Here is a 23,181-nt window from a genome sequence, read left to right on the forward strand (position 1 = left end):
CGGTATTTCAGCTGAAATTGTTGTATAGAAGTGGCGGACACCAGTCATTTCAGCCAGTTTTCCGGATCGCGAATAAAATATGACCGACATTGATAAAATCCGCAATTTTTCGATCATTGCGCATATTGACCACGGCAAATCAACAATTGCAGACCGGTTAATTCAGGTTTGCGGTGGATTGAGTGACCGTGAAATGAAGGAACAGGTGCTGGATAGTATGGATATTGAGCGTGAGCGCGGTATCACTATCAAGGCGCAAACTGTCCGGCTTGATTACAAAGCCAAAGACGGCAATTCCTATGTTTTGAATTTGATGGATACGCCGGGTCATGTGGATTTTGGTTATGAGGTTTCGCGGTCTTTGTCGGCTTGCGAAGGCTCTTTGCTGATTGTTGATGCCAGTCAGGGCGTTGAGGCGCAAACGCTCGCAAATGTGTATCAGGCAATTGATGCCAATCATGAGATTGTTCCTATACTTAATAAAATCGACCTTCCGGCGGCAGAACCTGAACGGGTAAAAATGCAGATCGAAGAGGTCATAGGGTTGCCCGCTGATGACGCAATTCCAGCATCTGCCAAAACTGGTGCGGGTATTGCCGATATTCTGGAAGCGCTGGTAACAAAATTACCGGCACCAGTTGGTGATAAGGACGCCCCCTTGCAAGCGCTGCTGGTGGATAGCTGGTATGACGCCTATCTCGGCGTTATGACCCTTGTTCGGGTGCATCATGGTGTGCTGAAAAAAGGCATGAAAATTCGCATGATGGCAACTGGGGCAACGCATGTTGTCGAACGGGTTGGCGTGTTTGCGCCAAAGCCGGTTGCACTTGACCAGCTGGGGCCCGGCGAGATCGGGTTTATCAATGCTGGCGTAAAGCGGGTTGCTGATGCAAAAGTTGGCGATACGATTACCGAGGAACGCCGCCCAACAGATAAAGCGCTGCCCGGTTTTGCGCCGTCTATTCCGGTGGTGTTCTGCGGCTTGTTTCCGGTGGATACTAATGATTTTACCGGGCTGCGTGATGCGTTGGAAAAGCTTTCGCTGAATGATGCTTCATTTTCATTCGAAGCTGAAACTTCAGCTGCACTTGGGTTTGGCTTTCGGTGTGGCTTTTTAGGCCTTCTCCATATGGAAGTGATCCGCGAGAGATTGAGCCGTGAATTCAACCTAGAGCTTATTTCAACCGCGCCATCGGTGGTTTATCAGATGACCCTAACCGATGGTAAAAGACTGGATTTGCACAATCCGGCTGATATGCCCGAGGTGACGCGGCTTGCTTCAATTGAAGAGCCTTGGATCAAAGCCACAATTATGACGCCTGATGAATTTTTGGGGCCAGTCTTGACGCTTTGTACTGAACGCCGCGGCGAGCAGATTGACCTTACCTATGCCGGCAATCGAGCAATGGCCGTCTACCGTCTGCCGTTAAACGAAGTTGTCTTTGACTTTTACGACCGCCTAAAGTCAATCACCCGCGGCTATGCCAGCTTTGATTATACTATTGACACATACCGTGATGGTGATTTGGTGAAAGTGTCGATCCTGGTAAATGGTGATCCAGTGGATGCGCTGTCGATGATCGTGCATCGTGATCAGGCCGAAAGTAAAGGCCGAGCTATTTGCATTCGGCTAAAAGATCTGGTGCCGCGGCAGATGTTTAAAGTTGCGCTGCAAGCGGCGATTGGCGGTAAGGTGATTGCGCGTGAAACCATTGCAGCATTACGCAAAGATGTAACGGCGAAATGCTATGGCGGCGATATCTCCCGCAAGAAAAAGCTTCTTGAAAAACAAAAAGAAGGTAAAAAGAAGATGCGTCAGTTCGGTAAGGTTGATATTCCACAGAACGCCTTTTTTGAAGCGTTGAAAATGGGCGACAATTAGACCCTGATCTAATTTTTGATTTCTGACGAATTTTCATTTCCAAGTGCAACCCCGCGATTTGCAGGGTTTTTGTGGGTGGGCTATTTTTCGCCACTCCGCTTTAGTCCTCGCGCGCTCGTCTTGCGCGGAGAGGCATGACCGCCAAGCAGTCCTCCGATTGCCGAGAAAACCATGCAGAACCCGACCATCACTAATGCTGCCGGCCAGCTGAGAACAGTAGCAATAATGGGATGCCACAAAAAGGGCGAACAGTCCAAAGCTGTTATGAGGCTGCATGGATCGATGTAACGGCTTATGATGGTCTCGCTTGCCTGTAGGCTGGTCGGGCTATGTTGGTACCACAGACGGCCCAAAGGCGCGCTGGCGCTATAGCTATTTTTTAAATCCGTCCAGATTGCATAGACGGCAACTGAACCTGCAAGTAAAGCTAATGTGCGAAATAAGTAGCTCATGGTCGGCTCATCATGTTCCCAAGTTACGACTGTTTCAAGAAGATTTTTGTACGCGCCTTGTTTGTTGCCTCAGCGTTGGATCTTTGAGATGGCTCTCCTGAAATAGGCAGGTAATTTTTTAACTTCCGGTTAAAAAGCTTCCACAATAAAATGTTATTGCATCATTACGCGTCCATATGAAATCAAGATAGCCTTGATTTAGCCACAATAAGCCGGGCTTTATGTTGTCTCGCCTCGCAAAACGCGAATAGTTTCAAATTAGTTGAGGCCTATTTATGTTTTCTGAGTCTATAATTTGGCAGCAGACATTGGTTTACACAATGCGTATAGCCTGTTAGGTAAACCGGTATTGGGAGGGGTGGCCGAGCGGTTTAAGGCGCACGCCTGGAAAGCGTGTTGGGGTTAACGCCCCTCCGGGGTTCGAATCCCCGTCCCTCCGCCACTTGTAATAGAATTAATGGCTTCAGTTCTACCTTTTGATCTTGAATTCGGCGTTTACGCCCGGTGGCGGTGTGGCTCCAAATCCACCTTTTGCAACCACTGCCTCAATGCCGCCGTTAGCCTCAATAATCGCGGTTTGATCAGCCTTGGCCTTCGCGTCAATTAATTCTGGATCGCATATTAAACGTAGCTCTCTTTCCAATTTACTTCTGATATCCCTAAATTCTGGGTCAACACCAAGATCACGCAGTTCCTCAGGGTCTTCAGATAAATTGAACAGCTGTGGTTTCATCGATACATAATAGATGAGTTTCCATGGCCCTTTCCGTATCATGAAGGCGCCGGTTTTAGATCCCATGGCGTGATATTCAGAAAAAACCAATCTATCAAAGTCATCGTTGACGTTGGCTAGGTCTACGAGTGATGCACCAGGCTTTGCTCCTGGTTTGATGCCCGCAGTCTTCAATAAGGTCGGGTAGAAATCAATCAAAGAGACTGGTGTTCTAGAGATTTTACCAATAGGAATTCCCGGGCCTTTTATAATACAGGGCACACCAACTGATTCTTCATAAAAATTTGATTTGCCCCAAAAGTCACGTTCACCGATATTGTCACCGTGGTCGCTAGTATAGATAATTTGTGTGTTGCCACTGAGGCCGTTTTGTTCCACAGCCTCTAAAATTTGGCCAATCAAATCATCGACAAACGTGACAAGCCCGTAATAGGATGCCAATGCAACGCGGGTTCGCTCTGGGGTAAAGTTATCCATGATTTGACAATTTCGCATTGCGTGATGCCAGGGATGTTCGGGGAACTCCCTAGGTTTTGTAGGCATTAAGCCAAGTGTATCATATAGATCATAGAATTCTTGTGGTGCTATCAGCGGAAAGTGTGGCGCTACCATGGATACGAAAAGTACCCAAGGTTTCCGTTGTTTACCATTCTCGGCTAACCACTCTATTGTTTCAGCCGCGACTTGACGGTCATAAACATTGTAGTCAGTTTCCCCTGGGCCAATTTTCTCAGCCATTGACAAAGCCTTCCAGCGTTTTGGTAGGGGCTCCCTAACACAGCCTAGAACATCCCCAGTTCCATCAACTACATGCATTGGTATTTTTTGAAAATCCAGCCCTACATCATCATCTGAATTTCGATAGTGCAGTTTTCCGATTGAACCCACTGTAATACCAGCTTTTTGTAATTTGCTTCCCCATGAGGGTGGAGAGCCAAAATATGGTGTGGCGTTATCCCAATGATGCGAACGATGTGCGTAATCGCCGGTTGCAAATGAAGCCCGTGAGGGTACGCAAATAGGCACGTTTGTGTAAGCACTCTCGAATAGCGTTCCCTGACGCGCTAAATTGTCAATATTTGGGGTTTTTATAATTTTATTTCCATAGCAACCAAGGACTTTACGAGTGTGTTCGTCTGTCATTAGTATCAGCTGATTTGGAATTTTAAAATTCATAAGCGGATGCCCAATTTTCTACCACCTTGTTAATTTTATACTCAATGTTAGCTTGACCAAATTATTTTGCGGAAATTTAAAATGAATGCCCTCTGAAGAATTGGGTAGTATTTTGTGTCTAGCTGTCGCAAATGTAATACTCAGGAAAAGATGTAAATATTCTGGCTCAACAAAATTGATTGTTGTTACGTGGATTAATGCTCTGAGTTGATTTAAAAAACCTTTTTCGATTTATTAGAAAGATTGCGATTTAACGAAATAGTCCATTCGATCAACAGTTATGATGTTGAATGTTAAGACCTTACCATTTCTTAGAACTGTTAATTCAATTGTTTCACCGGCTTCACCAGAATTCCATATTTGCTGGTAAAACGCTTTTAAGTTAGATACTTGCAATCCATCAACTGTCAAAATCACGTCTTGCGGTTTAATGCCTGCATTGAATGCAGGCCCACTTTTACTCACTCTTGTGACGGTAATTTGATCGTTTGTGTCATCTGATGAAATCCCAATATATGGTTGAATTTTGTTTTTTCTTCTACCGTAAGATATGAGATCTTGGAGTATTGGCTTAAGGATGTTTATGGGAACCGACATGTTTCCGGGTGAGGATACTCCGGGTATAGCCTCTGATACAAACAATGACCCTATTCCTAAAATCTCGCCATTTTGGTTTAAGATGGGTGCTCCTGCCCACAAACCATTTGCCGGCACAGTATATATGGGGCTTTCAAGAAAATATTCCCACCAACCAGCGAAAGGCCTTCTCGACACAGATCTAACGATTGAACCTACGCCACGTTCGAGCGCGGGCAAAATCAACAGATCCTCATCTGAATTTATAATGTCTGAGTCTCCCAACGGTAGAGGGTTAAATTTAATTGGAACAACAGATTTGATAATACCAAACCCGGAAGTGTGATCATAGCCGACGATTGTTGCGGGAAATCGTCGTCCATCTGGTAATTCAATCTCTATTTTCTCCGCCTCAATGATTATATAGCCAATAGTTAAGATATGGGTGTCGTCTATTGCAACACCATTTCCCTCCCGCTTAATTCCAAGGCTCGCGGCTGTTCGTGCATCACTTGGAACCGAAGTGTGAATGCTTACAATGGATTGGTAAAAACTCCCTAAATTATCTTTTGTAATATTTGCGTAAGAACTGACTGTACAAAAAAGCAAAAGTAATATTGCTAGAGAGGCTCTGAAAGAACCACTTATGAGACCGTGATAAGTTTCTTTGGTTGACAACTGTATCAGCAACACTGACTCTTTCTGCTAAACAAAAGGTATCTCTAAATTTTGTCTATTCTAAATAATAAAAAATACGTCGATCGTTGAGCCTCTCCAACCAAATCATATGTCTAATCCTTTGGTTAAAGGAACAAAAAAAATCGTTTTGACATTCTTTTCCGAACTTTTTGCTGCACTTGAAATTGCTGCGCCAATATTATTTTACTCTGTTGGGTTCATTGCAGTTCTTGTGACAGCAGTCTCTAAATCTGGTTTTGGTGGAGCTGTTGCTTTGGGCATACCAATGCTTTTGCTTGTCACTTCTCCAAGAATAGCGCTGGCTGTGACTTTACCAATTCTATTAATTATTGATGTGTGGGTAGTGTTTTTTTCGAATAAGAAAATCGACTATAAACTGCTAATTATCATGCTTATTTTTGGTCTTCTAGGTCATTTTTTCGGTTGGTATTTTTTTGATTACATATCTAATACTGCACTCGTGATGTTTATCTCATTGATGTCTCTAATTACGGTTTTCTCCTATTTCAGAAAACGGTTTTTTCCGGTTAAATTGGATATCGTGAGCAACTTGCCATTTCAGAAGAGGCCGCTGGCACTCTGGAGCTGGGGAGGGTTTTGGTGCACTTTATCTGGCATCGCGAGCTTTATTTCGGTCTCAGGCGGTATACCTTTGCAGATTTTTCTTATGTCTTGTAAAGTACCCAGACATACCTTTATCGGCTCAGCTGGTGCGTTTTTCTTCATTCTAAATTTAACAAAGGTACCTCTTTACTGGGACCTTGGCATTTTATCTAAATCAACTGGATTGTTATCTCTTTTACTACTTCCAGCCATACCACTTGGCATTAAATTGGGTCAAAAAATTAATAACAGAATAAGTGATGAGCAGTTTTATTTGCTGCTGCACATTATTCTGGGGATTGTTGGGTTGCAACTTCTGTACAGTGTAATCGTATAATACGCTATGAATTTATAGATTTTATATAAAGAAACTGTTCTTGTTAACATTGGCTTAGCCGACCTCTGGTTTGCCAGAATACTTTTGACTTAATAGAGGCCACCCTGTGGTAATCTTGGCTCAAATTCTTGGCAACGGCTGTGCTATTAAGCTCGGCCAGATAAGAGTGCCGGACCGGTGTCTCAACGCCGCAGTTTCTGGCCTATCGACCATTATAGACCCGTCTGGATTAAATAGATTATCGTCTGGTGTTTTTGTGCCGTCTCGCAAATGCATCACGATATGTAACGGGCCGCCGGTAACGCTTGTCAGCTTATGCGTGATCGCTGCGATTTGGCCTTCGTCGGCCTGATTATTGTGAAGGCGCGGCACCAGCTGTTGCACCGCCCATGCGCCAACCGCCTCATCCATCCCGCCAGCACCGCCGGCATCAATACCAAGAAAATCCAGCCAGTCCGATGTCACAGGGTCGATGAAATTCATATGATCGCCGGTTGCTGGCGGCGTGCCAACGCTCCATTCATGCGTCAAAATCGCCGCATAGGGATTATGCCGGAACGCCATCATTTTACGGGTTAGATCATCCTGTTTGGTCTTTAGCTGTGCTGGACTGGGATCCAGAAACACACGCGTTGTCTCGCCGCCGAACAATGCAATATAGCTATCCATGTCGGGTTTGGTGGCGGCGCCTTGATAATGGGCTGCCCAACGATACCCTGTCCGTGCCAGCTTTTCCGGGATATGAACGCGGTGGAACCAATCCAGATACTGATCACGGTCGTTGGCTAAAATATCATAGGTCAAAGCCCAAATTGCGCCGGTCATTTGCGTTTTTCCTGTATTCCTGAAAGGGGGGATTAGAGGGGCTACCCCCGGACTTAGGTGATAAAAAAATCGCCAACCGGTCAAGGCCGATTTTGACCATGTGACCGGTTTTGCGGTTACGATTTTGCCCTTAAGGCGTCAACATACATCTGCAACACATCTGCCAGCGCATGATCATCCTGCGCCGTCTCGCGGGTGCCCGCTGCCAATGGTGTCAGGTCGGCAAGTCGCATGATTGCAGCCGCGCCCTGATGGAAATGCGGTGTCATACCGTAATAATCATAGGTGCGGGCGATTTCCTCCATTTCATAAATCCAGCGCTTAGCATCCAGCGGGATACGCGGCGTCATGCGCTCGATTGTTGCCATGGTCGCTGGCTGGCTTTGCGCAAACTCGTTGAATATCTCGTCGCGCAGGCCGGCCAACTCGGCCATTACCGCCACTGCGGCAAATAGGGTAAAAGCGCCTTTGGTACTGCTTGCATAAATCATTTTCATCGCTGATGCGCGGCCAATTTCCTCGCCAAGATCGCGCACAATGATGCCGCGCCCATCAAGCTGTCGCACCAGTGATGTGCCTTGCCCACTGACATAAAGACGGGTTCGGCCGTTCTCTTTTACCGGATTCAGCCCTATAATGCCGCCATCAATGAACCGTGCTGGCAGGCCATCAAAGGCGGCGGCAACCTGTTTTGTGGTGGTTGGTGAAATGGCATTACAATCGACATAATCGGGATAGGCACCGGCAGATTTCATCGCCGTGGCAACAGCTTGCGCTTGTGATAATGCATGTTCGGGCGGCAGAATAGACAAGATAAGATCGGCACTTTGAACCAGGTCGCCAAGCGATGGCAAATTTTCAAGTCCGGCTGTCTCGGCAAGTGATTTCGTGCGCTGGCTTCGACCAGCAAGACAGGTCACCATTCGCAATCCATGTTGGCGGAACTGGCTGGCGCATCCGTGTCCCATATCGCCGGGCATTAAAATAGCAACTGTGGTAAGGGTTTTATCCGGGGTCATTGATGTGCCTTTACATTAGCGATTATGATGAGTGCGTCGCTGATCTAGAGCGGCTGACCGTCAAGCCATGCTGGCTTTTTGCGGAAACCTGCTAAATCTGCGGCGCCGGTTAGAAACAGGGTTAGCGCCATTTGCCGTTTTATCTGTTCAATAAATTTGCCAAGCGCCTCTGGTGACGGCTCTTTTTCATTGTAAAGCAGCTGTTTTAGCATGGGACCGGCAAGCGACGTCATCCCAGCACCTAGCCGGTAAGCCCGCATGGCGTCAAGACCATCGCGAAGGCCGCCAGAGGCAATCACCAGCTGATCTGGACAGGCCTTGGTAACGGCCATCAGGCAATCAAGCGTCGCGATACCCCAATTCAGGAAAGGCGCAAATGGCGCGATATCATCATCACGGCGCGCCGCCTCAATTCGCGCCCAATTCGTGCCGCCAAATCCGGCAACATCAATCGCCGTAACACCGCGTTCAAACAGGTCGCTTGCAATGCTGGCAGAAATACCGGCGCCAACTTCCTTGACAATAACCGGCGCAATATCGGCCGCTACCAATGCGGCAATGGCATCACGGACACCGCGCCAATCATGCTCACCTTCGGGTTGAATGGCCTCTTGCAGCGGGTTTAGGTGAATGGCGATTGCGTCGGCCCCAACATCGTCGATGGCGGCTTTGGCAAGATCCAGCCCACCTGCCGCTGCCAGCTGAATGCCGCCAAGGTTGCCAATGATCGGTATGTCGGGCGCAATATCGCGAAGGTAACCGGCACTTTGCCCCAGTTCTAGGGCGGCACGCTGCGAGCCAATGGCAAAGGCGATTTTCTGATCTTGCGCAACATGGGCAAGGGCGAGGTTAATGGCCTCGGCACGCGGTGTGCCGCCGGTCATTGCGCCAATCATCATCGGTGCATCAAGCCGCTTGCCCAAAAACGCGGTCGAAAGGTCAATGTCAGGCAGTGCCATTTCAGGCATCGCACAATGTTCAAAACCCATCCGGTCAAAACCATTGCTGCCGTCCGAACGGGTTTGCGTGTCAAGCGCAAGGTCAATATGCGCATCTTTTCGTGATGCTGCGGTGATGTTGCCGCCTGAGATCTGGTGATTATCGTTACTGGTCATCTTGGCGTGTTACCTTTAACTTCGGTGGCTGCCAATCGTGGGGAAAACCCGTCGACTAGAATCATATGCGGTACGGTCAGTGCGGCAAGGCCGATGAAGATGATTTTTAATAATTCGGCCTCCGGATTACCGCTATCAATCCCGAAAAACACCGCCGCGCCAACAAGCCAGCTAGCGACTGTAAAGCCTGCTGCTTGTAAAATCACCCCTTTTGATGACGTCGAAGACGATAGCATATACCAAATCCGTCGCATATGCCTGCCCGTATGAATAACGCAAAAATAGACGGCAAAACCAACAAGTGGAGGCAAGCTGGCAAAAGCGATTGCGAGCAGAATGAGCTCGGCAAATCGGGGGCGAAGTGATGGGTCACGCAATGCCAATAGAGCATAGAGGGCGGCCATCACTGCCATCACCGGTGCGGTGATTTTTGCAAGCGAAAGCGCGAGGCTAGAGGCGCCATCGGTGAGTGCGTTAAACAGCGGGATTACGCTGTCTTGCTGGAAATAGATGATCCCAAATATGGGCAATCCACCATGCAGCAAAACCTGAATTATGAAAGCCGGTTGCGATTTTGCCATGGCATCGCCGCGGCCGAAATGTATCATCGAGACGATCAGGAATAGGCTCAGTGTCAGGCTGGGGGCGATCATCCAGATCGCGATAACCAACAGCGCCGCGGCACAATAAATGGCGATGAATTTAATCCCCGCCGCGAGCGATCGTCCAGCACCAAGGTGATTGGCAATTGCGCCATCAAAGGCCCCATGTGGAAGGCCGATTAAAACGACAAACAACAGCGCAATGAGGCTGGTTGTGTCAAGTAGCACAAGACCTGCCATCATGATGTTGCCGCCCGGTCATTTTGCAAGGCTGCAAACAGAAATGGCCATTTTGGCATTGCCAGAACAATTTTCAGCCACAGGCGCGGCCCTGCTTCACCGCTAAGGAACAGGGCAAATTCATCCCCCGTTAAACGATCTGCCATCGCGGTAAAAATCTCTGGAGCAAGCGCTGGTCGGTCTTTGATGACACGCAGAAAAATACGGTCCATGAACAGCTCAAACGGGCTATGCGCCGCGCCAACCGATAACGGCATGCCCGGCCTAGCGCTGGCTTTTATTTGGTCAATCTGTTTCTGGATAAAGCTGAACGCATAACCGCTAGATGGCCGTATCGCACCGCCATTTCCGCCAATCCCGGTTAAGGCAGGGTCGCGTTGTGGCAGGCTTGCCATCGGAATAACGCCTCGTTCACGGCGTATAATCTGGAAGCGATCAACATTGATTATGTCTTGTAAATAGTGCCGGATAGCCGTGTCGTAAAAAGGTTCTGGTGCCAATTGTGGCGAGAATAATGTGGACTCGATCAGCGCATTGTGGGCAGAAAAAGGCAGGCAATAAATAAAATGCATACCGCGGCTTTGATCGCAGCGGAAATCCATCAAGATCGCCGTGTTGCTGTCAAATACGTCGTTATCTGTCTTGACTTCATAGCCGGTAAAATGCTGCAGCATTATGCCGCTTGGCATCGGCGGCGGGCGGCTGTCAAGAATTTGTAATGCGTCGTTAGCGGCCATCTCAACTTGGAAATGAACGCCAGCTTCATTCGCCTTTTCGCGGCATCTGCCAAGCCAGTCATGGCGATTAAGTGCGCAATATGGGTGATTTTCGGACCTACGCTCAACCATGCGGTCGTGACTGATAATGCGCCATTGAAACCATTGTTTGCGCGCTACGGCACTGGCCTCGCCTAGCCACGGCATCGCCCAAAACCCCCAGATATGATCATCTGTCTTATGCGTTTCCGGATCGACAATCGTGAATTCATGGCTGCCGAATTCAGGTGCCCTTGCCGCAAGGGATAAAGAGGCGCACCCCGCACCAAGCAAGGCAACAGAAATCCGGTCTGGTGTTTTATTTGACATGTGGCAGCCCCCTGATCGCGTCATGCAATGCTGGATTATGCGGTGCGGTTGGGTAAAAGCGCTGCGGCAATGCGGCGAATGCGCGAAGGCTACAGGCAATTTTGACAGCTTTGCTGGTCACCTGACGACCGTCATGCCAAGGATAATTTTTCTGCACAAGCTGGACACCAATCTGGCGATAGACATAGGCGGCGACGGCAATCGACACATGCGCTCTAAATGGCAGATAGGACAGTCCGGCAATGCCGCTTTTGTAATAGCTATCGGCCAGATCAAGCAGCTGGCCGACGGCGTTTGCTATGGATTTGGCGGCATCATCATCTGGCGTTTTAGCCAGCGCCACGATCCGGGCAGGTTCAAGGTTGCCAACCCAGCTTGCAGGTAAGTAACGCCGCCCCATGCCAGCATCCTCAAGAACGTCGCGTGCAATATTGGTAAGCTGCATAGCAATGCCAAGATCAATCGCATGTGCCAGCGCCCTGTCATCTGAGCAATCGAGGACATTACACATTAAAATTCCAACAGTTCCAGCAACATGATAAGCATATGACAACAGCTCGGCTTCAGTTTTGAGGCGAACGCGTTTCTGATCGCCCAGCAGCCCATCGATCAACGCAACAACCACAATGGTCGATAGTTTCTGTCTGGTCAGGAAAGGTTTGAATTGAATGAGGGCAGGGTCGCTGGCAGGTCCGAAAGAATTTCCTGCTAGCAAATCTCTGCGGATGCGGCGAAGGCGCTGGGGGCCATGTTCGATATCACCATCAGCCATATCATCAAGCACACGGCAAAACTGATAGAGTTGTGCTGCCGATGCGCCCATCTGCACGCCAAGGAAACGCCGCGCCCAATGAAAACTCTTGCCATAGATCGCAAGCGCCTTGTCGGCTGTCAGTGTCTCGCTATGGGCTGTGGTCACCATGGTCTACCAATTTCTGAAATGATTAGGTCACAATCATAGCGCGGCAATGGGGGTGGTGGCGATGCCCTGTTTTTCCTCATCTTCTGCAATAAGGCGTTCAACGACTTTGGCCGAGCATAAAACACCGGGAATACCAGCGCCCGGGTGGGCACCTGCCGCAGCAAAATAAAGATTTGGAATATGCGGGTCACGATTGTGGAAACGAAACCAGGCGGATTGCATGAAAATTGGCGCAATCGAAAAGCCAGCCCCATGCATCGACCGATAATCATTTTTGAAATCTTCTGGTGTCATGAAAAACGGATCAGTGATCACCGTCTCCAATTCGGGCAAAATGGTTTCAGAAAGCGCGGTAATGATACGTTCCTGCAAATCAGGGCCGGTTTTTGCCCAGTCAATATCAGCCCGCAAATTCGGAACCGGGCATAAGACATAAAAACTGTCGCATCCCTCTGGTGCAAAGCTCTTATCCGTTGCAGTCGGGCGATGCAGGTAAAGTGAAAAATCATCAGCAAGGATTTTCCGGTCAAAAATATCGGCTAGTAATTCTTTGTAACGCGGTCCCATCCAGATCGTATGATGGGCAATCTTGTCATAGGTCTTACGCGTGCCAAAAAACAGCACAAACAGCCCCATCGAATATTGTGTAAGAGACTCGGGAAACAGGCGTTTCCGGCTGGCGTGCTGTTGGGGCAGCATTTGGCTATAAACAGTTGGCGGATCGCCGTTGCAGATGACAAGGTCGGCAGAAAAATGGGTGCCATCAGAGGTGGTTGCGCCAATCGCCTTGCCATCTTTTATGTCAATGCGGGCAATATCAATATTCAGAACAACCTCTACGCCAACCCGGCGTAACAATGCATCTAGCGCGGCAACAAGCCGTCCCGTGCCGCCCATGGCGAAAAATACGCCCCATCGTCTTTCAAGATAATGGATCAGCGCATAGATGGATGTTGTGCTAAACGGATTCCCGCCCACCAGTAACGGATGGATTGAAAAGGCTTGTCGTAACAGTGGATGCTTTATGTATTTATTAACAATGCCAGCCACCGAAAAATAGCTTTGCAATTTTAACAGGCTCGGGATTTGCGCTAACATTGAAGTGAATTTGGAAAACGGCTTATCGGCCAGTTTTTCAAAGCCAACTTCGAAGATCGCCTGTGATGCGCGCAGCAATTTAGCGTAACCGGCGACGTCATTCGGTGAAAACCGCCGAATTTCATCGTTCGTATCTTCGATGGATGGGCGATAATCAAATTGCTCGCCAGTATGAAAATAAAAACGGTACCAAGGATCGAGTGCGCGAAACTCGACATGGTCTTCGCGCTTTTCACCAAATAGGCTAAACAGCTCGTCAAACAGAAATGGGGCGGTGATCACCGTTGGGCCGGCATCATGACGATACCCGCCACGTTCAAAGACTTGCGCACGGCCCCCAATTGCTGGCAGCCGATCGAGCAGCGTGACATCATAGCCGCGTGCACGCATGCGCAAAGCCGCCGCAATGCCGCCAAAGCCCGCACCAATAACAACGACCTTACCGCCGGCGGTCAGCGACATTGGTTATTCCAGTTTTGAGGAAGGCGGGGCAGTTTTCTCATCAAATCGAAATCAGACCGCGCCATTTTTGCTGGCGGTTTCACAAACCCGCATAATCAAGCCGTGAACCGGCGTGATAACCTCAGAAATTTCGGCTGATAAATCACGCGCCCGACTAGCCGCACGATCCAACGTCGCGAACATCCGCCCAGATGCGGTGGTTATCGCCTTCGAGGTCAGGATTTGCCCACGCCAATATGTAAGCTCAGCAGTGTCACCGCTTTTGTACCAGTCGTTGAACTTTGCTTGTTCAGCTGATTTCAAACCATCAAAAAAGGATAAGGTAACGGCGTTTGGTGCGCGGCGGGCAAGGTCACCCGCGATTAGTTTGGCACCATCACTGCCATTGAAATTCGAGATGTCATTCGCGATCTGATACGCCTCACCAAGGTCACGGAAATAGCTGGCGATGGTTTGCTCGGCTTGATAGTCGCCAACCATAATCGCAATGCCCTGCAAAGGCGCGGTTAATAAAGGCGCGGTTTTGTCTGCAGCGATGGTAAGGTAGGCATCCCAGTTAAGGTTGCCGTCCCATTCAAATTCCATGGCCTCGCCTGCGGTCGTTTGCGACATATGTTTTGCAAGGACGCGAAGCAAGCGCGGTGTATTCGCAATTTCGGCCGCTTCGGCAGCAAGCTCGAATGACAGCGCAATGAGCCAGTCACCCAACGTCAGCGCAACATTTCTGCCAAATTTTGTCCAGATAGCCTGATGACCGCGGCGCTGCTTGTCGCCATCGCAGATATCATCGTGAATCAAAGATGCGTTGTGCAAAACTTCAACTGCAGCCGCCCAGCGTGTCGCTGCGGCGCGGTTGACATTCAACACATGGGCGCCGCGCATGGCCATTGTGGCGCGTAGCATTTTGCCCGGATTATTAAAGTGATGAGCCGCGGCTTTTGCCAAAGGCTGGTCATGTGTTGGTAGCCGGCTAAGAATTAGATTATGGATAATATCCTTATCGGATGGACGCGGTGTTTCGACGTTGATCGTCTTTTGGAAAGCAGTGTTTCGCAATGCCCATAATTCATTCATCGACTGCCTCCGTCGGGTTTTGGCAAGCCTTAAGGAAAACGAGAGCAGCCAGATTGCCGACTGCTCTCATTGAGGTTTATTTAGATTCTGACTCAGTGACCGCAACGTTCCAGATGATCACACCAAATGCGATCTTGTTCCAAACGTCGGCGATGTTGTAGATCACGTTCAGTGACTCGTCGCTGACCGCGCCGTTGAGGTAACCCATGAAATAGCCGATTGGGTAAATCGCCCAACCAATCGTGACAATCCAACGCATAGTTGAAAATGCTGATTGTACAGACGGTGGCGCCTTTTCAGCTGCAACACGGCTGGCTTCGCCAGCAAAGATCTCATACAGGATGTATGCCCAACCGAGCATCCCGATGATGAAACCTGGCCAGGCACCAATATAGCCAATCTCGCCAGCGTAACCGCCGACAAGCATGACAAATGTACCGATCATCAGACGCCAGAAAATTCCACCTGACACGGCCGTAATGGCGCGCAGGATCAGATAGAACTCTACCATCAGCAATGGCACTGTGATCAGCCAATCGATGTAACGATAGACTGTTGGTGTTTCGCCGGTCGAAATCCACACGTCACGCATGTAAAAATAATGCACCGCTGCGACAAGAGTAACGAGGCCTGACACCGTTAGTGATGTTTTCCACTTACCTTGCACGCGAGTTGTTTCGATGAAGAAGAAAGCCGTTGATGCGACCAGTGCCATCGAGATGAGCCAGAAAGAAATGCCCACATAATCGTCAGCCTTCAAAGTTATGTCAGCCGCATTAGCCGCAGCTGGCAACAACGCGAATGCTGCCGTCATCAGGGCCGCTTTCACGCCCTTAGTTGTAATCGAACTCATAGGATTACCTCCGTTAACATAATACTCGCCCCCTCCAAGCCGCCGATATGCCTGTGGCAAATTGACGCTTTGACGGGTTGATTACGAGATTTTTCGAAGGTGAAATCAAGTTGAAAAACTGGCGTTCAGCACCAGAATGAGATTTATGTATTCTTATCAGATAATTAAGCAGTGTCAAATTTATTTTGCGATTTTCGCAAAAATAGCAGGTGATTTGCAGTTAATTTTTGTTTTTTGGAATAAGCGTCTCGTTTTTTGCTTTCGTCGGATTGTTGGGCGTGATTCTGCCGGTTAGATAATGTTAATCCCGATGTGAACGGTTATAGCCAGATTTATCGATATAGGGGAATTGTTCGAGACTGCTGTCTGTTGACTTGAAAATCTCGACAAGAAGCGGGAAACAGGCCGCATGATCGGATGAGTGTTCAGACGAGCAATCACCACCCGGACAGGCAGACAGGCCGCCAATGATGTCAGTCTCGGCAAAAAACTCAATATAGTCACCCGGACGAACCGGACTAGCCTTCATGAAATATTGATGCGTGTCCTTGGTAAAACCGGTGCACATAAAAACATTCAGCACGTCATGAACAAGCGGTTCTGCGGTTTCATAATCAAGCTGGCAATGTGCCGCCAATGCGCGGATCAGGTTTGAGTGACAGCAGTGATGATAGTCGATATTGCCAAGCAATTTGGCCGTGTAGGGATCGCATCTTGTACCAATTACATCATGCACTGACCCGCCATCATCATCCCAGCCATACCAATCCAATGTGTCATAACTGATTGTGGCAAGGGGGCGAAGGTAGGGAAAGCTCGACCACATGCGATCGCCAGTCGATAGATGTGTTCCATGCAAGGCTCGTGTTTTTCCCGAATAGAAATGTTCAAGCAAATCATCTAACGACCAAAGATTTAAATCACCAACCTGTGGGCCGTCGATACTGGATATGCGGAAAAAATGTCCTTTTGGCACGTCAAAACAACGGGCGTCGCGGGGTGGCACAACCACTTCGGCGGTTTTCACAAGCGCCGCGCGCGCGGCGGCCAGTAAGGTCATATCAGGATGCGGCAGACCATCGGTTGGATAGCAGATAACGGGACGGATTTGGCGCCGTGTTTCGGCGTCTGTCGGACCTTGTGGTGTGATAGTTGGTTTCATTGCCTGCACTACCTCATCTAATATGCGATGACCATAACTGACCGCAGGCTGGCTTTATGATTTTGCCGACGGTCTCTTTCATCAAAATAGTATGTGCAGCAATTTGAAGCAATTGTCAGATTGGATTGTTTTGATTAGGGTCTTCAATCGTTGCAGTCCTAACGGTTTCAAGTGCTCCAATCAAAGGTGGCAATCGTCTTGGCTATCAGCGCCATTTTCAAATGATCATTGATCAACGCACTGGAGAATAAGTTGGAGAATAAGTTTATTAACGATCTGATGATGTTGTTACCGCCTGCGATACCTTTGCTTGATGCTGGTTTGCTTATTTTGGCCAGCTTTGCCACATCATTTATAACAGCAGCGTTCGGAATTGGGGGAGGGGTCATTCTAATTGCTCTTTTAGCACTGTTGCTTCCTCCGGCGGCGCTAATCCCAGTTCATGGTGTCGTTCAACTTGGCTCGAATGGTGGGCGGGTTGCGATTATGGCGAGGGACATAGTTTGGCGACCAATTCTCCCCTTTGTATTTGGTGCTATTATCGGCGCCAGTATTGGAGGCTTGGTGGTAGTTCAATTGCCACCTTGGGTGGTTCAATTGGCGCTTGGCATCTTTATTATTTGGGTGGTCTTTGCAAAAATCCCCCCAATACGCCAGAGTTTTATTCTTATTGGTGGAATTATTTCCAGTTTTTTGACTATGTTTTTTGGTGCTACAGGGAATTTTATCGCCGCTATGGTTAAAAGCATGAACCTTGAACCTGTACCTCATGTGGCAACACATTCATTGATGATGACGTTTCAGCATTTTATAAAAGTGCTAATTTTTGGCATTGTTGGCTTTCAGTTCATGCCGTATGTGCCGCTTATCATAGGGATGTTGATTAGTGGGTTCATTGGCACAGTAGTTGGCCGTAATTTTCTCGTTCGCGCCGGTGGGCATTATTTTAAACCTATTCTGAACACTATCTTGTTTTTGGCTGCTTTGCGCTTAATCTGGGCCGGTATTAATGGCTTTCTAGCCTTATGAATTACCCTGTATTTATTAATGAATTAGTATGATCTTGGCAAATTGAGCACATGCTCGGCGATATAGCTCAAGATCAGGTTGGTTGAAATAGGTGCAACCTGATAAAGCCGGGCCTCGCGAAATTTTCGCTCAACATCATATTCCTCTGCGAAGCCAAACCCACCGTAGGTCTGAACGCACATTTCGGCAGCGGCCCAGGATGCGTCGGCGCATAGCAGCTTTGCAAGATTCGCCTCTTCGCCCGGGTTTTCACCAGCCTCATAAAGCCGGATTGATTCCTGCAACATTAACTCGGCGGCGCGCATCTGGCTGTAGGCGCGGGCGATCGGAAATTGGATCCCCTGATTTTGACCAATTGGCCGGCCAAAGACGCTGCGCTCACTCGAATATGATGACGCCCGCTGGATAAACCATTTCGCGTCACCGATACATTCGGCGGCAATCAGAATACGCTCGGCATTCATCCCCGACAAGATATAGCGAAAGCCCTTGCCTTCCTCGCCGACCAGACTGCTTGCCGGAATTCGCATATCGTCGAAAAATAGCTGGGTTGACGAGTGATTCATCATTGTGCGGATGGGGGTGATCGTCAGTGATTTGCCGCGCACTTCGCGCATATCGACGAGGAATACCGATAGACCATCGGTTTTTTTGGCGCATTGATCAAGCGGCGTTGTGCGCGCCAGTAATAGCATCAAATCCGAATATTCGGCCCGCGAGGTCCAGACCTTTTGGCCATTTACAACATATTCATCACCGTCACGACGTGCCGTGGTCCGCAGCGCCGTCGTATCTGTGCCACTGGTTGGTTCGGTTACGCCAAACGCCTGCAGCCGCAGACTACCATCGGCGATCGACGGCAAATATTGTTGTTTTTGCGCGTCTGAGCCATGACGCAGAACGGTGCCCATCGTATACATCTGGGCATGGCAGGCCGCCGCATTACCGCCAGAGCGGTGAATTTCCTCTAAAATTGCTGCGCCAGCTGAAATGGGCAAGCTAAGACCGCCAAATTCTTCAGGGATGAGTGCAGACAGATACCCCGCATCGGTCAATGCCTGCACAAAATCGGCCGGATAGGCACGATCCGTATCGCAGGTTTGCCAGTATTTACCGTCAAAATCGGTACATAATTTAGCAACAGCATCGCGGATTTCGACATGATCGTGAGGATAATGAAACATAAGACGGCTTTCCTGAGGCGGGAATTTGATTCGGGTTAAATATTTGGAATGTTGGCAGCTGCACAACGCCTGACCTAAAGACTAGCCAAAAACGCGAAATGATCAATTGGTCAATGTGAAAAAATCTGACATTCTGGCACGCCGATAATACCCCAATAATATGCTGGCAATAGCGCATGAGGGGGATCGGCGAGCATCCATTACGCGCAGCAAAAAGGGGCCATTTACCGGCCCCTTAATATCGTTTTAGCCGCTGATTAGGCGCAGGCGTTCACGGCGCGGCGGGTCATCTCGCCAATAAGATGCGCCCGATAATCCGCCGAGGCATGAATATCACTCATCAGCCCATCGGCCGAGACCATCCCATCAGCAATTGCATCAGCACTGAAATTTGCATCAAGCGCCGCCTCTAAATCACCCGCCCGGAACACGCCATCTTCACCCGCACCGGTAACGGCAACACGCACACCATCGGCAAATTTTGCGACAAACACACCAACCATTGCATAACGCGATGCAGGGTTTGGAAATTTAACATAGGCGGCTTTTTCAGGTTTTGGCATCGTGACGGCGCGAATGATCTCATCCTCTTCCAATGCAGTGTCAAACATACCGTCAAAATAATCTTCAGCTGAAATTGACCGGGTTTGCGTATGAATCGTACCGCCAAGCGCCAATAGCGCCGCCGGATAACAAGCCGCCGGATCATTATTGGCGAGCGAGCCACCGATTGTGCCGCGATTGCGTACCTGCCGGTCGCCGATATGTGCGGCCAGATGCGCAAGCGCTGGAATGGCCTTTTGCACCACCGCAGATTCCGCAACATCAACATGGCGCGTCATCGCCCCAATCTGGATCGCACCTCCCTCATCATCGATCGAGGACAGGCCGCAAGCAGACAGATCCACCAGACAATCAGGATTGGCCAGCCGCTGCTTTAAGGTGGGTATCAAGGTCATGCCACCAGCCAGAAACTTGCCATCATCGGCTGATTTCAGGGCTTTCACCGCATCATCAATATCACGCGCTTTGACATATTTTGTTGAATACATTTTCGTTCCCCTATTCGGCTGCTTTGGTCTGGGCGTCTTGAATGGCCCGCCAAACTTTTTCCGGCGTCGCCGGCATCGTTATATCAGTGACACCAAGCGGCAATAAAGCATTAACCACCGCATTGATCAATGCAGGTGGTGAGGCGATTGCCCCCGCTTCGCCGCATCCCTTTACGCCCAAATCATTATGCGTGCAGGCTGTCACCAAATGGTCAACCTTCATGGATGGCAGATTATCCGCACGCGGCATGCAATAATCCATATAGGATGCCGTCAGCAATTGACCAGATTCGTCATAATGCGCATTTTCGAGCAATGCCTGTCCGACACCCTGTCCGATGCCGCCATGAACTTGGCCTAGAACCACCATCGGGTTGATTAGATTGCCGAAATCATCACAACACGCCCAATCGACCACCTCAACAACGCCGGTTGTGGCATCAACTTCAACCTCGGCTATATGTGTACCAGCCGGATAGGTGAAGTTGGCCGGATCATAAAAGGCGGTTTCTTCCAGCCCCGGTTCCAGCCGATCATGCGGGAAATTGTGAGGCACATAGGCAGATAACGCAATCTCGCCAAAGGATTTCTCCCTATCGGTGCCGGCAACGATAAATTTACCGTCTTTGAACTCGATGTCTGCGTCATCGGCTTCAAGCATATGTGCGGCGATAATTTTGCCCTTGGCAATCACCTTGTCGATTGCTTTGGAAATTGCGGTGCCACCAACAGCCAGCGATCTAGACCCATATGTGCCCATGCCAAACTGAATACGGTTGGTATCGCCATGCACAATCTCAACGCTGTCAAGCGGCACACCAAGCCGTTCATTCACGATTTGCGCAAAGGTGGTGTCATGCCCCTGACCATGGCTATGCGTGCCGGTGAAAACCGAGATTGTGCCCGTTGGATCAACCCGTACAACCGCGCTTTCGTAAAGTCCGACACGCCCACCAAGTGCGCCGACAACCGCCGATGGTGCGATGCCGCACGCCTCGATATAGCTTGAAAGACCAATGCCCCGATATTTACCACGCTTCATTGCCTCGGCGCGACGTGACTCAAAGCCCTTATAGTCGATCATCTCCAAGGCCTTGTCCAAGGTTGGCTCATAATCACCAATATCATATTGCAGTGCAACGGCTGTCTGATATGGGAATGCGTCGTTTGGAATGAAGTTCAAACGCCGGAATTCAGCCGGGTCCATGCCAATTTCACGCGCCGCAATATCCATCGTGCGTTCAACGATAAAGGTTGCCTCTGGGCGCCCGGCACCGCGATACGCATCAACCGGCGCCGTTGTCGTTGCCATGCCTTTGACATTGGTGTAAATCGCCGGAATATCGTAACAGCCCGACAATAATGTGCCATGAAGATAGGTTGGCGTGGCCACGGAAAAAGCCGAGAGATAGCCCCCTAAATTCGCCAATGTGTCGACCCGAAGCCCGATAATCCGGTTATTCTTATCAAGCGCCATCTGCACTTTGTTAATATGGTCGCGTCCATGCGCATCCGACAAAAATGCCTGAGTGCGGTCGGCAGTCCATTTCACTGGTTTGCGCAATTTCTTTGACGCCCACGTACAGCAAGCTTCTTCAGCGTAAAGATAAATTTTTGACCCGAAACCACCGCCAACATCCGGCGCAATGATTTGCATCTTTGACTCGGGGATACCCAGCACAAAGGCACAAATCACCAGCCGCAACAAATGCGGGTTCTGCGTTGTTGAATGCAGCACATAAGAATCGGCAATTTCATCATATTCAGCCACCGCGGCCCTTGGTTCCATCGCATTCGGTACCAGCCGGTTGTTGCGCAAGGTTGTGGTGATAACGCGCGCAGCTGATGACAGCGCGGCTTGGGTGGCGGCTTCATCCCCCAATTCCCAATCGAAATAGGTGTTATTGTCCATGCCATCATGGATTGTCGCATTATCGGCGGCGCTAGCAAGGTCAATGACGGGTGGCAATTGATCGTAAACGACGTCAACAAGCTCGCCAGCAGACATTGCCTTTTCCAGCGAGTCAGCAACAACCATTGCGACATGATCGCCGACATAGCGGACTTTGTCCTTGGCAAGAATTGGATGCGGTGGTTCATGCATCGCACTGCCATCACGGTTGGTAACGGCCCATCCATTGATCAGCCCGCCAATGCCGTCATTGGCAACATCAGCCCCAGTATAAATGGCGGCCACCCCGGCAACCGCGGCAGCCTTGTCTGTTTTAATTGATTTGATTGTCGCATGGGCAACAGGCGAGCGGACAAAATAAGCAAAAAGTTGGCCCGCGCGATTAATATCGTCAGTGTAGCGCCCCTTGCCGGTCAGAAAGCGTTTATCTTCCTTGCGCCGAACTGATGCGCCAATCCCCTGATTTACGGTACCTTCTGGCATTTTATCCTCCCATTTTTGTTGCGGCATCCTGTACTGATTTAACGATGTTGTGATAGCCGGTGCAGCGGCAGATATTTCCCTCTAATCCTTCGCGGATTTCACGCTCAGACAGGTTCTTGCTTTTCTCTACAAGCTCAATCGCGCTCATCACCATCCCCGGTGTGCAAAACCCGCATTGCAGACCATGATTCTCATGAAACGCCTGCTGCATCGGATGCAGCTCATCACCATTGGCGATACCCTCAATCGTCGTGACATCGGCGCCGTCAAGCTGCGCTGCTAAAATGCTGCATGATTTGATGGAGTCGCCATTCACATGGACAATACAGGCGCCGCACTGGCTGGTATCGCACCCAACATGTGTTCCGGTCAGCCCCATGGTCTCGCGCAAAAATGAAACCAGCAACGTATTATCCGGGATATCATGACTTACACTCGCCCCGTTCACCTTCATTGCTACGGTTGGCATTGATCTCTCCTTTGGCTGATAATTTCATTTCTTTTGTGACTGAGATCACTTAGCCGGAATCGCCTAGCAGAAATCACTCACAAGAGGAAAAGCTTGTATGGATTCGCCGTATTTGTAAACATAGAAAAAGTGACATC

Annotated in this window: 20 protein-coding genes and 1 tRNA gene; 4 read left to right on the forward strand and 17 right to left on the reverse strand. The window is 49.3% G+C overall.

Going from position 1 to position 23,181, the window contains the following annotated elements; genetic code table 11:
• The first annotated feature begins 79 nt into the window (after positions 1 to 79).
• Positions 80 to 1,882, forward strand: a complete 1,803-nt coding sequence (gene lepA, locus AB8881_09540; GenBank protein XDZ62782.1) for a translation elongation factor 4 — start codon at positions 80 to 82, stop codon at positions 1,880 to 1,882.
• Positions 1,883 to 1,962: 80 nt separating this feature from the next.
• On the opposite strand, the gene AB8881_09545 is transcribed toward lepA, so the two are convergent.
• Positions 1,963 to 2,334, reverse strand: a complete 372-nt coding sequence (locus AB8881_09545; GenBank protein ID XDZ62783.1) for a hypothetical protein — start codon at positions 2,332 to 2,334, stop codon at positions 1,963 to 1,965.
• Between the two features lie 352 nt (positions 2,335 to 2,686).
• On the opposite strand from AB8881_09545, the gene AB8881_09550 reads away from it, so the two are divergent.
• A tRNA-Ser gene (locus AB8881_09550) sits at positions 2,687 to 2,776 on the forward strand.
• A gap of 27 nt (positions 2,777 to 2,803) precedes the next feature.
• On the opposite strand, the gene AB8881_09555 is transcribed toward AB8881_09550, so the two are convergent.
• Positions 2,804 to 4,243, reverse strand: coding sequence for a sulfatase-like hydrolase/transferase (locus AB8881_09555; GenBank protein ID XDZ62784.1), 1,440 nt, complete (start codon positions 4,241 to 4,243; stop codon positions 2,804 to 2,806).
• 234 nt (positions 4,244 to 4,477) lie between these two features.
• Positions 4,478 to 5,509 (reverse strand): S1C family serine protease, encoded by a 1,032-nt coding sequence (locus AB8881_09560; GenBank protein ID XDZ62785.1) that lies wholly within the window; start codon positions 5,507 to 5,509, stop codon positions 4,478 to 4,480.
• A gap of 97 nt (positions 5,510 to 5,606) precedes the next feature.
• On the opposite strand from AB8881_09560, the gene AB8881_09565 reads away from it, so the two are divergent.
• Positions 5,607 to 6,458: a sulfite exporter TauE/SafE family protein gene (locus AB8881_09565; protein XDZ62786.1), complete on the forward strand. Its 852-nt coding sequence runs from the start codon at positions 5,607 to 5,609 to the stop codon at positions 6,456 to 6,458.
• A gap of 120 nt (positions 6,459 to 6,578) precedes the next feature.
• On the opposite strand, the gene AB8881_09570 is transcribed toward AB8881_09565, so the two are convergent.
• The 10 genes from AB8881_09570 to AB8881_09615 form a co-directional block, all read right to left on the reverse strand.
• Positions 6,579 to 7,283 carry a hypothetical protein gene (locus AB8881_09570; GenBank protein ID XDZ62787.1) on the reverse strand — a complete coding sequence of 235 codons (705 nt, stop codon included), beginning with the start codon at positions 7,281 to 7,283 and terminating at the stop codon, positions 6,579 to 6,581.
• A gap of 116 nt (positions 7,284 to 7,399) precedes the next feature.
• Complete coding sequence (locus AB8881_09575) at positions 7,400 to 8,302, reverse strand: DUF1932 domain-containing protein (protein ID XDZ62788.1); 903 nt, start codon at positions 8,300 to 8,302, stop codon at positions 7,400 to 7,402.
• A gap of 44 nt (positions 8,303 to 8,346) precedes the next feature.
• On the reverse strand, positions 8,347 to 9,417 hold the full coding sequence (gene fni / locus AB8881_09580; protein XDZ62789.1) for a type 2 isopentenyl-diphosphate Delta-isomerase: 1,071 nt from the start codon (positions 9,415 to 9,417) through the stop codon (positions 8,347 to 8,349).
• A complete protein-coding gene (locus tag AB8881_09585) occupies positions 9,414 to 10,262 on the reverse strand; it encodes a Brp/Blh family beta-carotene 15,15'-dioxygenase (protein XDZ62790.1) in 849 nt (282 codons plus the stop codon). Before AB8881_09585 ends, fni begins: the two co-directional genes overlap by 4 nt.
• Positions 10,259 to 11,344, reverse strand: coding sequence for a lycopene cyclase family protein (locus tag AB8881_09590; GenBank protein XDZ62791.1), 1,086 nt, complete (start codon positions 11,342 to 11,344; stop codon positions 10,259 to 10,261). The genes AB8881_09585 and AB8881_09590 overlap by 4 nt, the downstream gene beginning before the upstream one ends.
• Complete coding sequence (locus AB8881_09595) at positions 11,334 to 12,266, reverse strand: phytoene/squalene synthase family protein (protein ID XDZ62792.1); 933 nt, start codon at positions 12,264 to 12,266, stop codon at positions 11,334 to 11,336. Before AB8881_09595 ends, AB8881_09590 begins: the two co-directional genes overlap by 11 nt.
• A gap of 33 nt (positions 12,267 to 12,299) precedes the next feature.
• Positions 12,300 to 13,826 carry a phytoene desaturase family protein gene (gene crtI / locus AB8881_09600; protein ID XDZ62793.1) on the reverse strand — a complete coding sequence of 509 codons (1,527 nt, stop codon included), beginning with the start codon at positions 13,824 to 13,826 and terminating at the stop codon, positions 12,300 to 12,302.
• A gap of 51 nt (positions 13,827 to 13,877) precedes the next feature.
• A complete protein-coding gene (locus AB8881_09605) occupies positions 13,878 to 14,900 on the reverse strand; it encodes a polyprenyl synthetase family protein (protein ID XDZ62794.1) in 1,023 nt (340 codons plus the stop codon).
• Positions 14,901 to 14,976: 76 nt separating this feature from the next.
• Complete coding sequence (locus AB8881_09610; GenBank protein XDZ62795.1) at positions 14,977 to 15,753, reverse strand: bacteriorhodopsin-like; 777 nt, start codon at positions 15,751 to 15,753, stop codon at positions 14,977 to 14,979.
• 301 nt (positions 15,754 to 16,054) lie between these two features.
• Entirely contained in the window at positions 16,055 to 16,915 is an 861-nt protein-coding gene (locus tag AB8881_09615; GenBank protein XDZ62796.1) for an urea carboxylase-associated family protein, read from the reverse strand.
• A gap of 252 nt (positions 16,916 to 17,167) precedes the next feature.
• Between AB8881_09615 and AB8881_09620 the strand changes: the two genes are divergently transcribed.
• Positions 17,168 to 17,944, forward strand: coding sequence for a sulfite exporter TauE/SafE family protein (locus AB8881_09620; protein ID XDZ62797.1), 777 nt, complete (start codon positions 17,168 to 17,170; stop codon positions 17,942 to 17,944).
• A gap of 23 nt (positions 17,945 to 17,967) precedes the next feature.
• Here AB8881_09620 and AB8881_09625 read toward each other — a convergent pair whose 3' ends face one another.
• The 4 genes from AB8881_09625 to AB8881_09640 all read right to left on the reverse strand — a co-directional run bounded on the left by AB8881_09625 (position 17,968) and on the right by AB8881_09640 (position 23,044).
• Positions 17,968 to 19,128 (reverse strand): acyl-CoA dehydrogenase family protein, encoded by a 1,161-nt coding sequence (locus AB8881_09625; GenBank protein XDZ62798.1) that lies wholly within the window; start codon positions 19,126 to 19,128, stop codon positions 17,968 to 17,970.
• A gap of 257 nt (positions 19,129 to 19,385) precedes the next feature.
• Positions 19,386 to 20,180, reverse strand: coding sequence for a xanthine dehydrogenase family protein subunit M (locus AB8881_09630; protein ID XDZ62799.1), 795 nt, complete (start codon positions 20,178 to 20,180; stop codon positions 19,386 to 19,388).
• Positions 20,181 to 20,190: 10 nt separating this feature from the next.
• Positions 20,191 to 22,575, reverse strand: a complete 2,385-nt coding sequence (locus AB8881_09635; GenBank protein XDZ62800.1) for a xanthine dehydrogenase family protein molybdopterin-binding subunit — start codon at positions 22,573 to 22,575, stop codon at positions 20,191 to 20,193.
• A 1-nt stretch (position 22,576) separates the two neighbouring features.
• Complete coding sequence (locus AB8881_09640; GenBank protein ID XDZ62801.1) at positions 22,577 to 23,044, reverse strand: (2Fe-2S)-binding protein; 468 nt, start codon at positions 23,042 to 23,044, stop codon at positions 22,577 to 22,579.
• Positions 23,045 to 23,181 lie beyond the last annotated feature (137 nt).

It is taken from the genome of Alphaproteobacteria bacterium LSUCC0396 (assembly GCA_041228345.1).
GTDB lineage: Bacteria > Pseudomonadota > Alphaproteobacteria > Puniceispirillales > Puniceispirillaceae > UBA3439.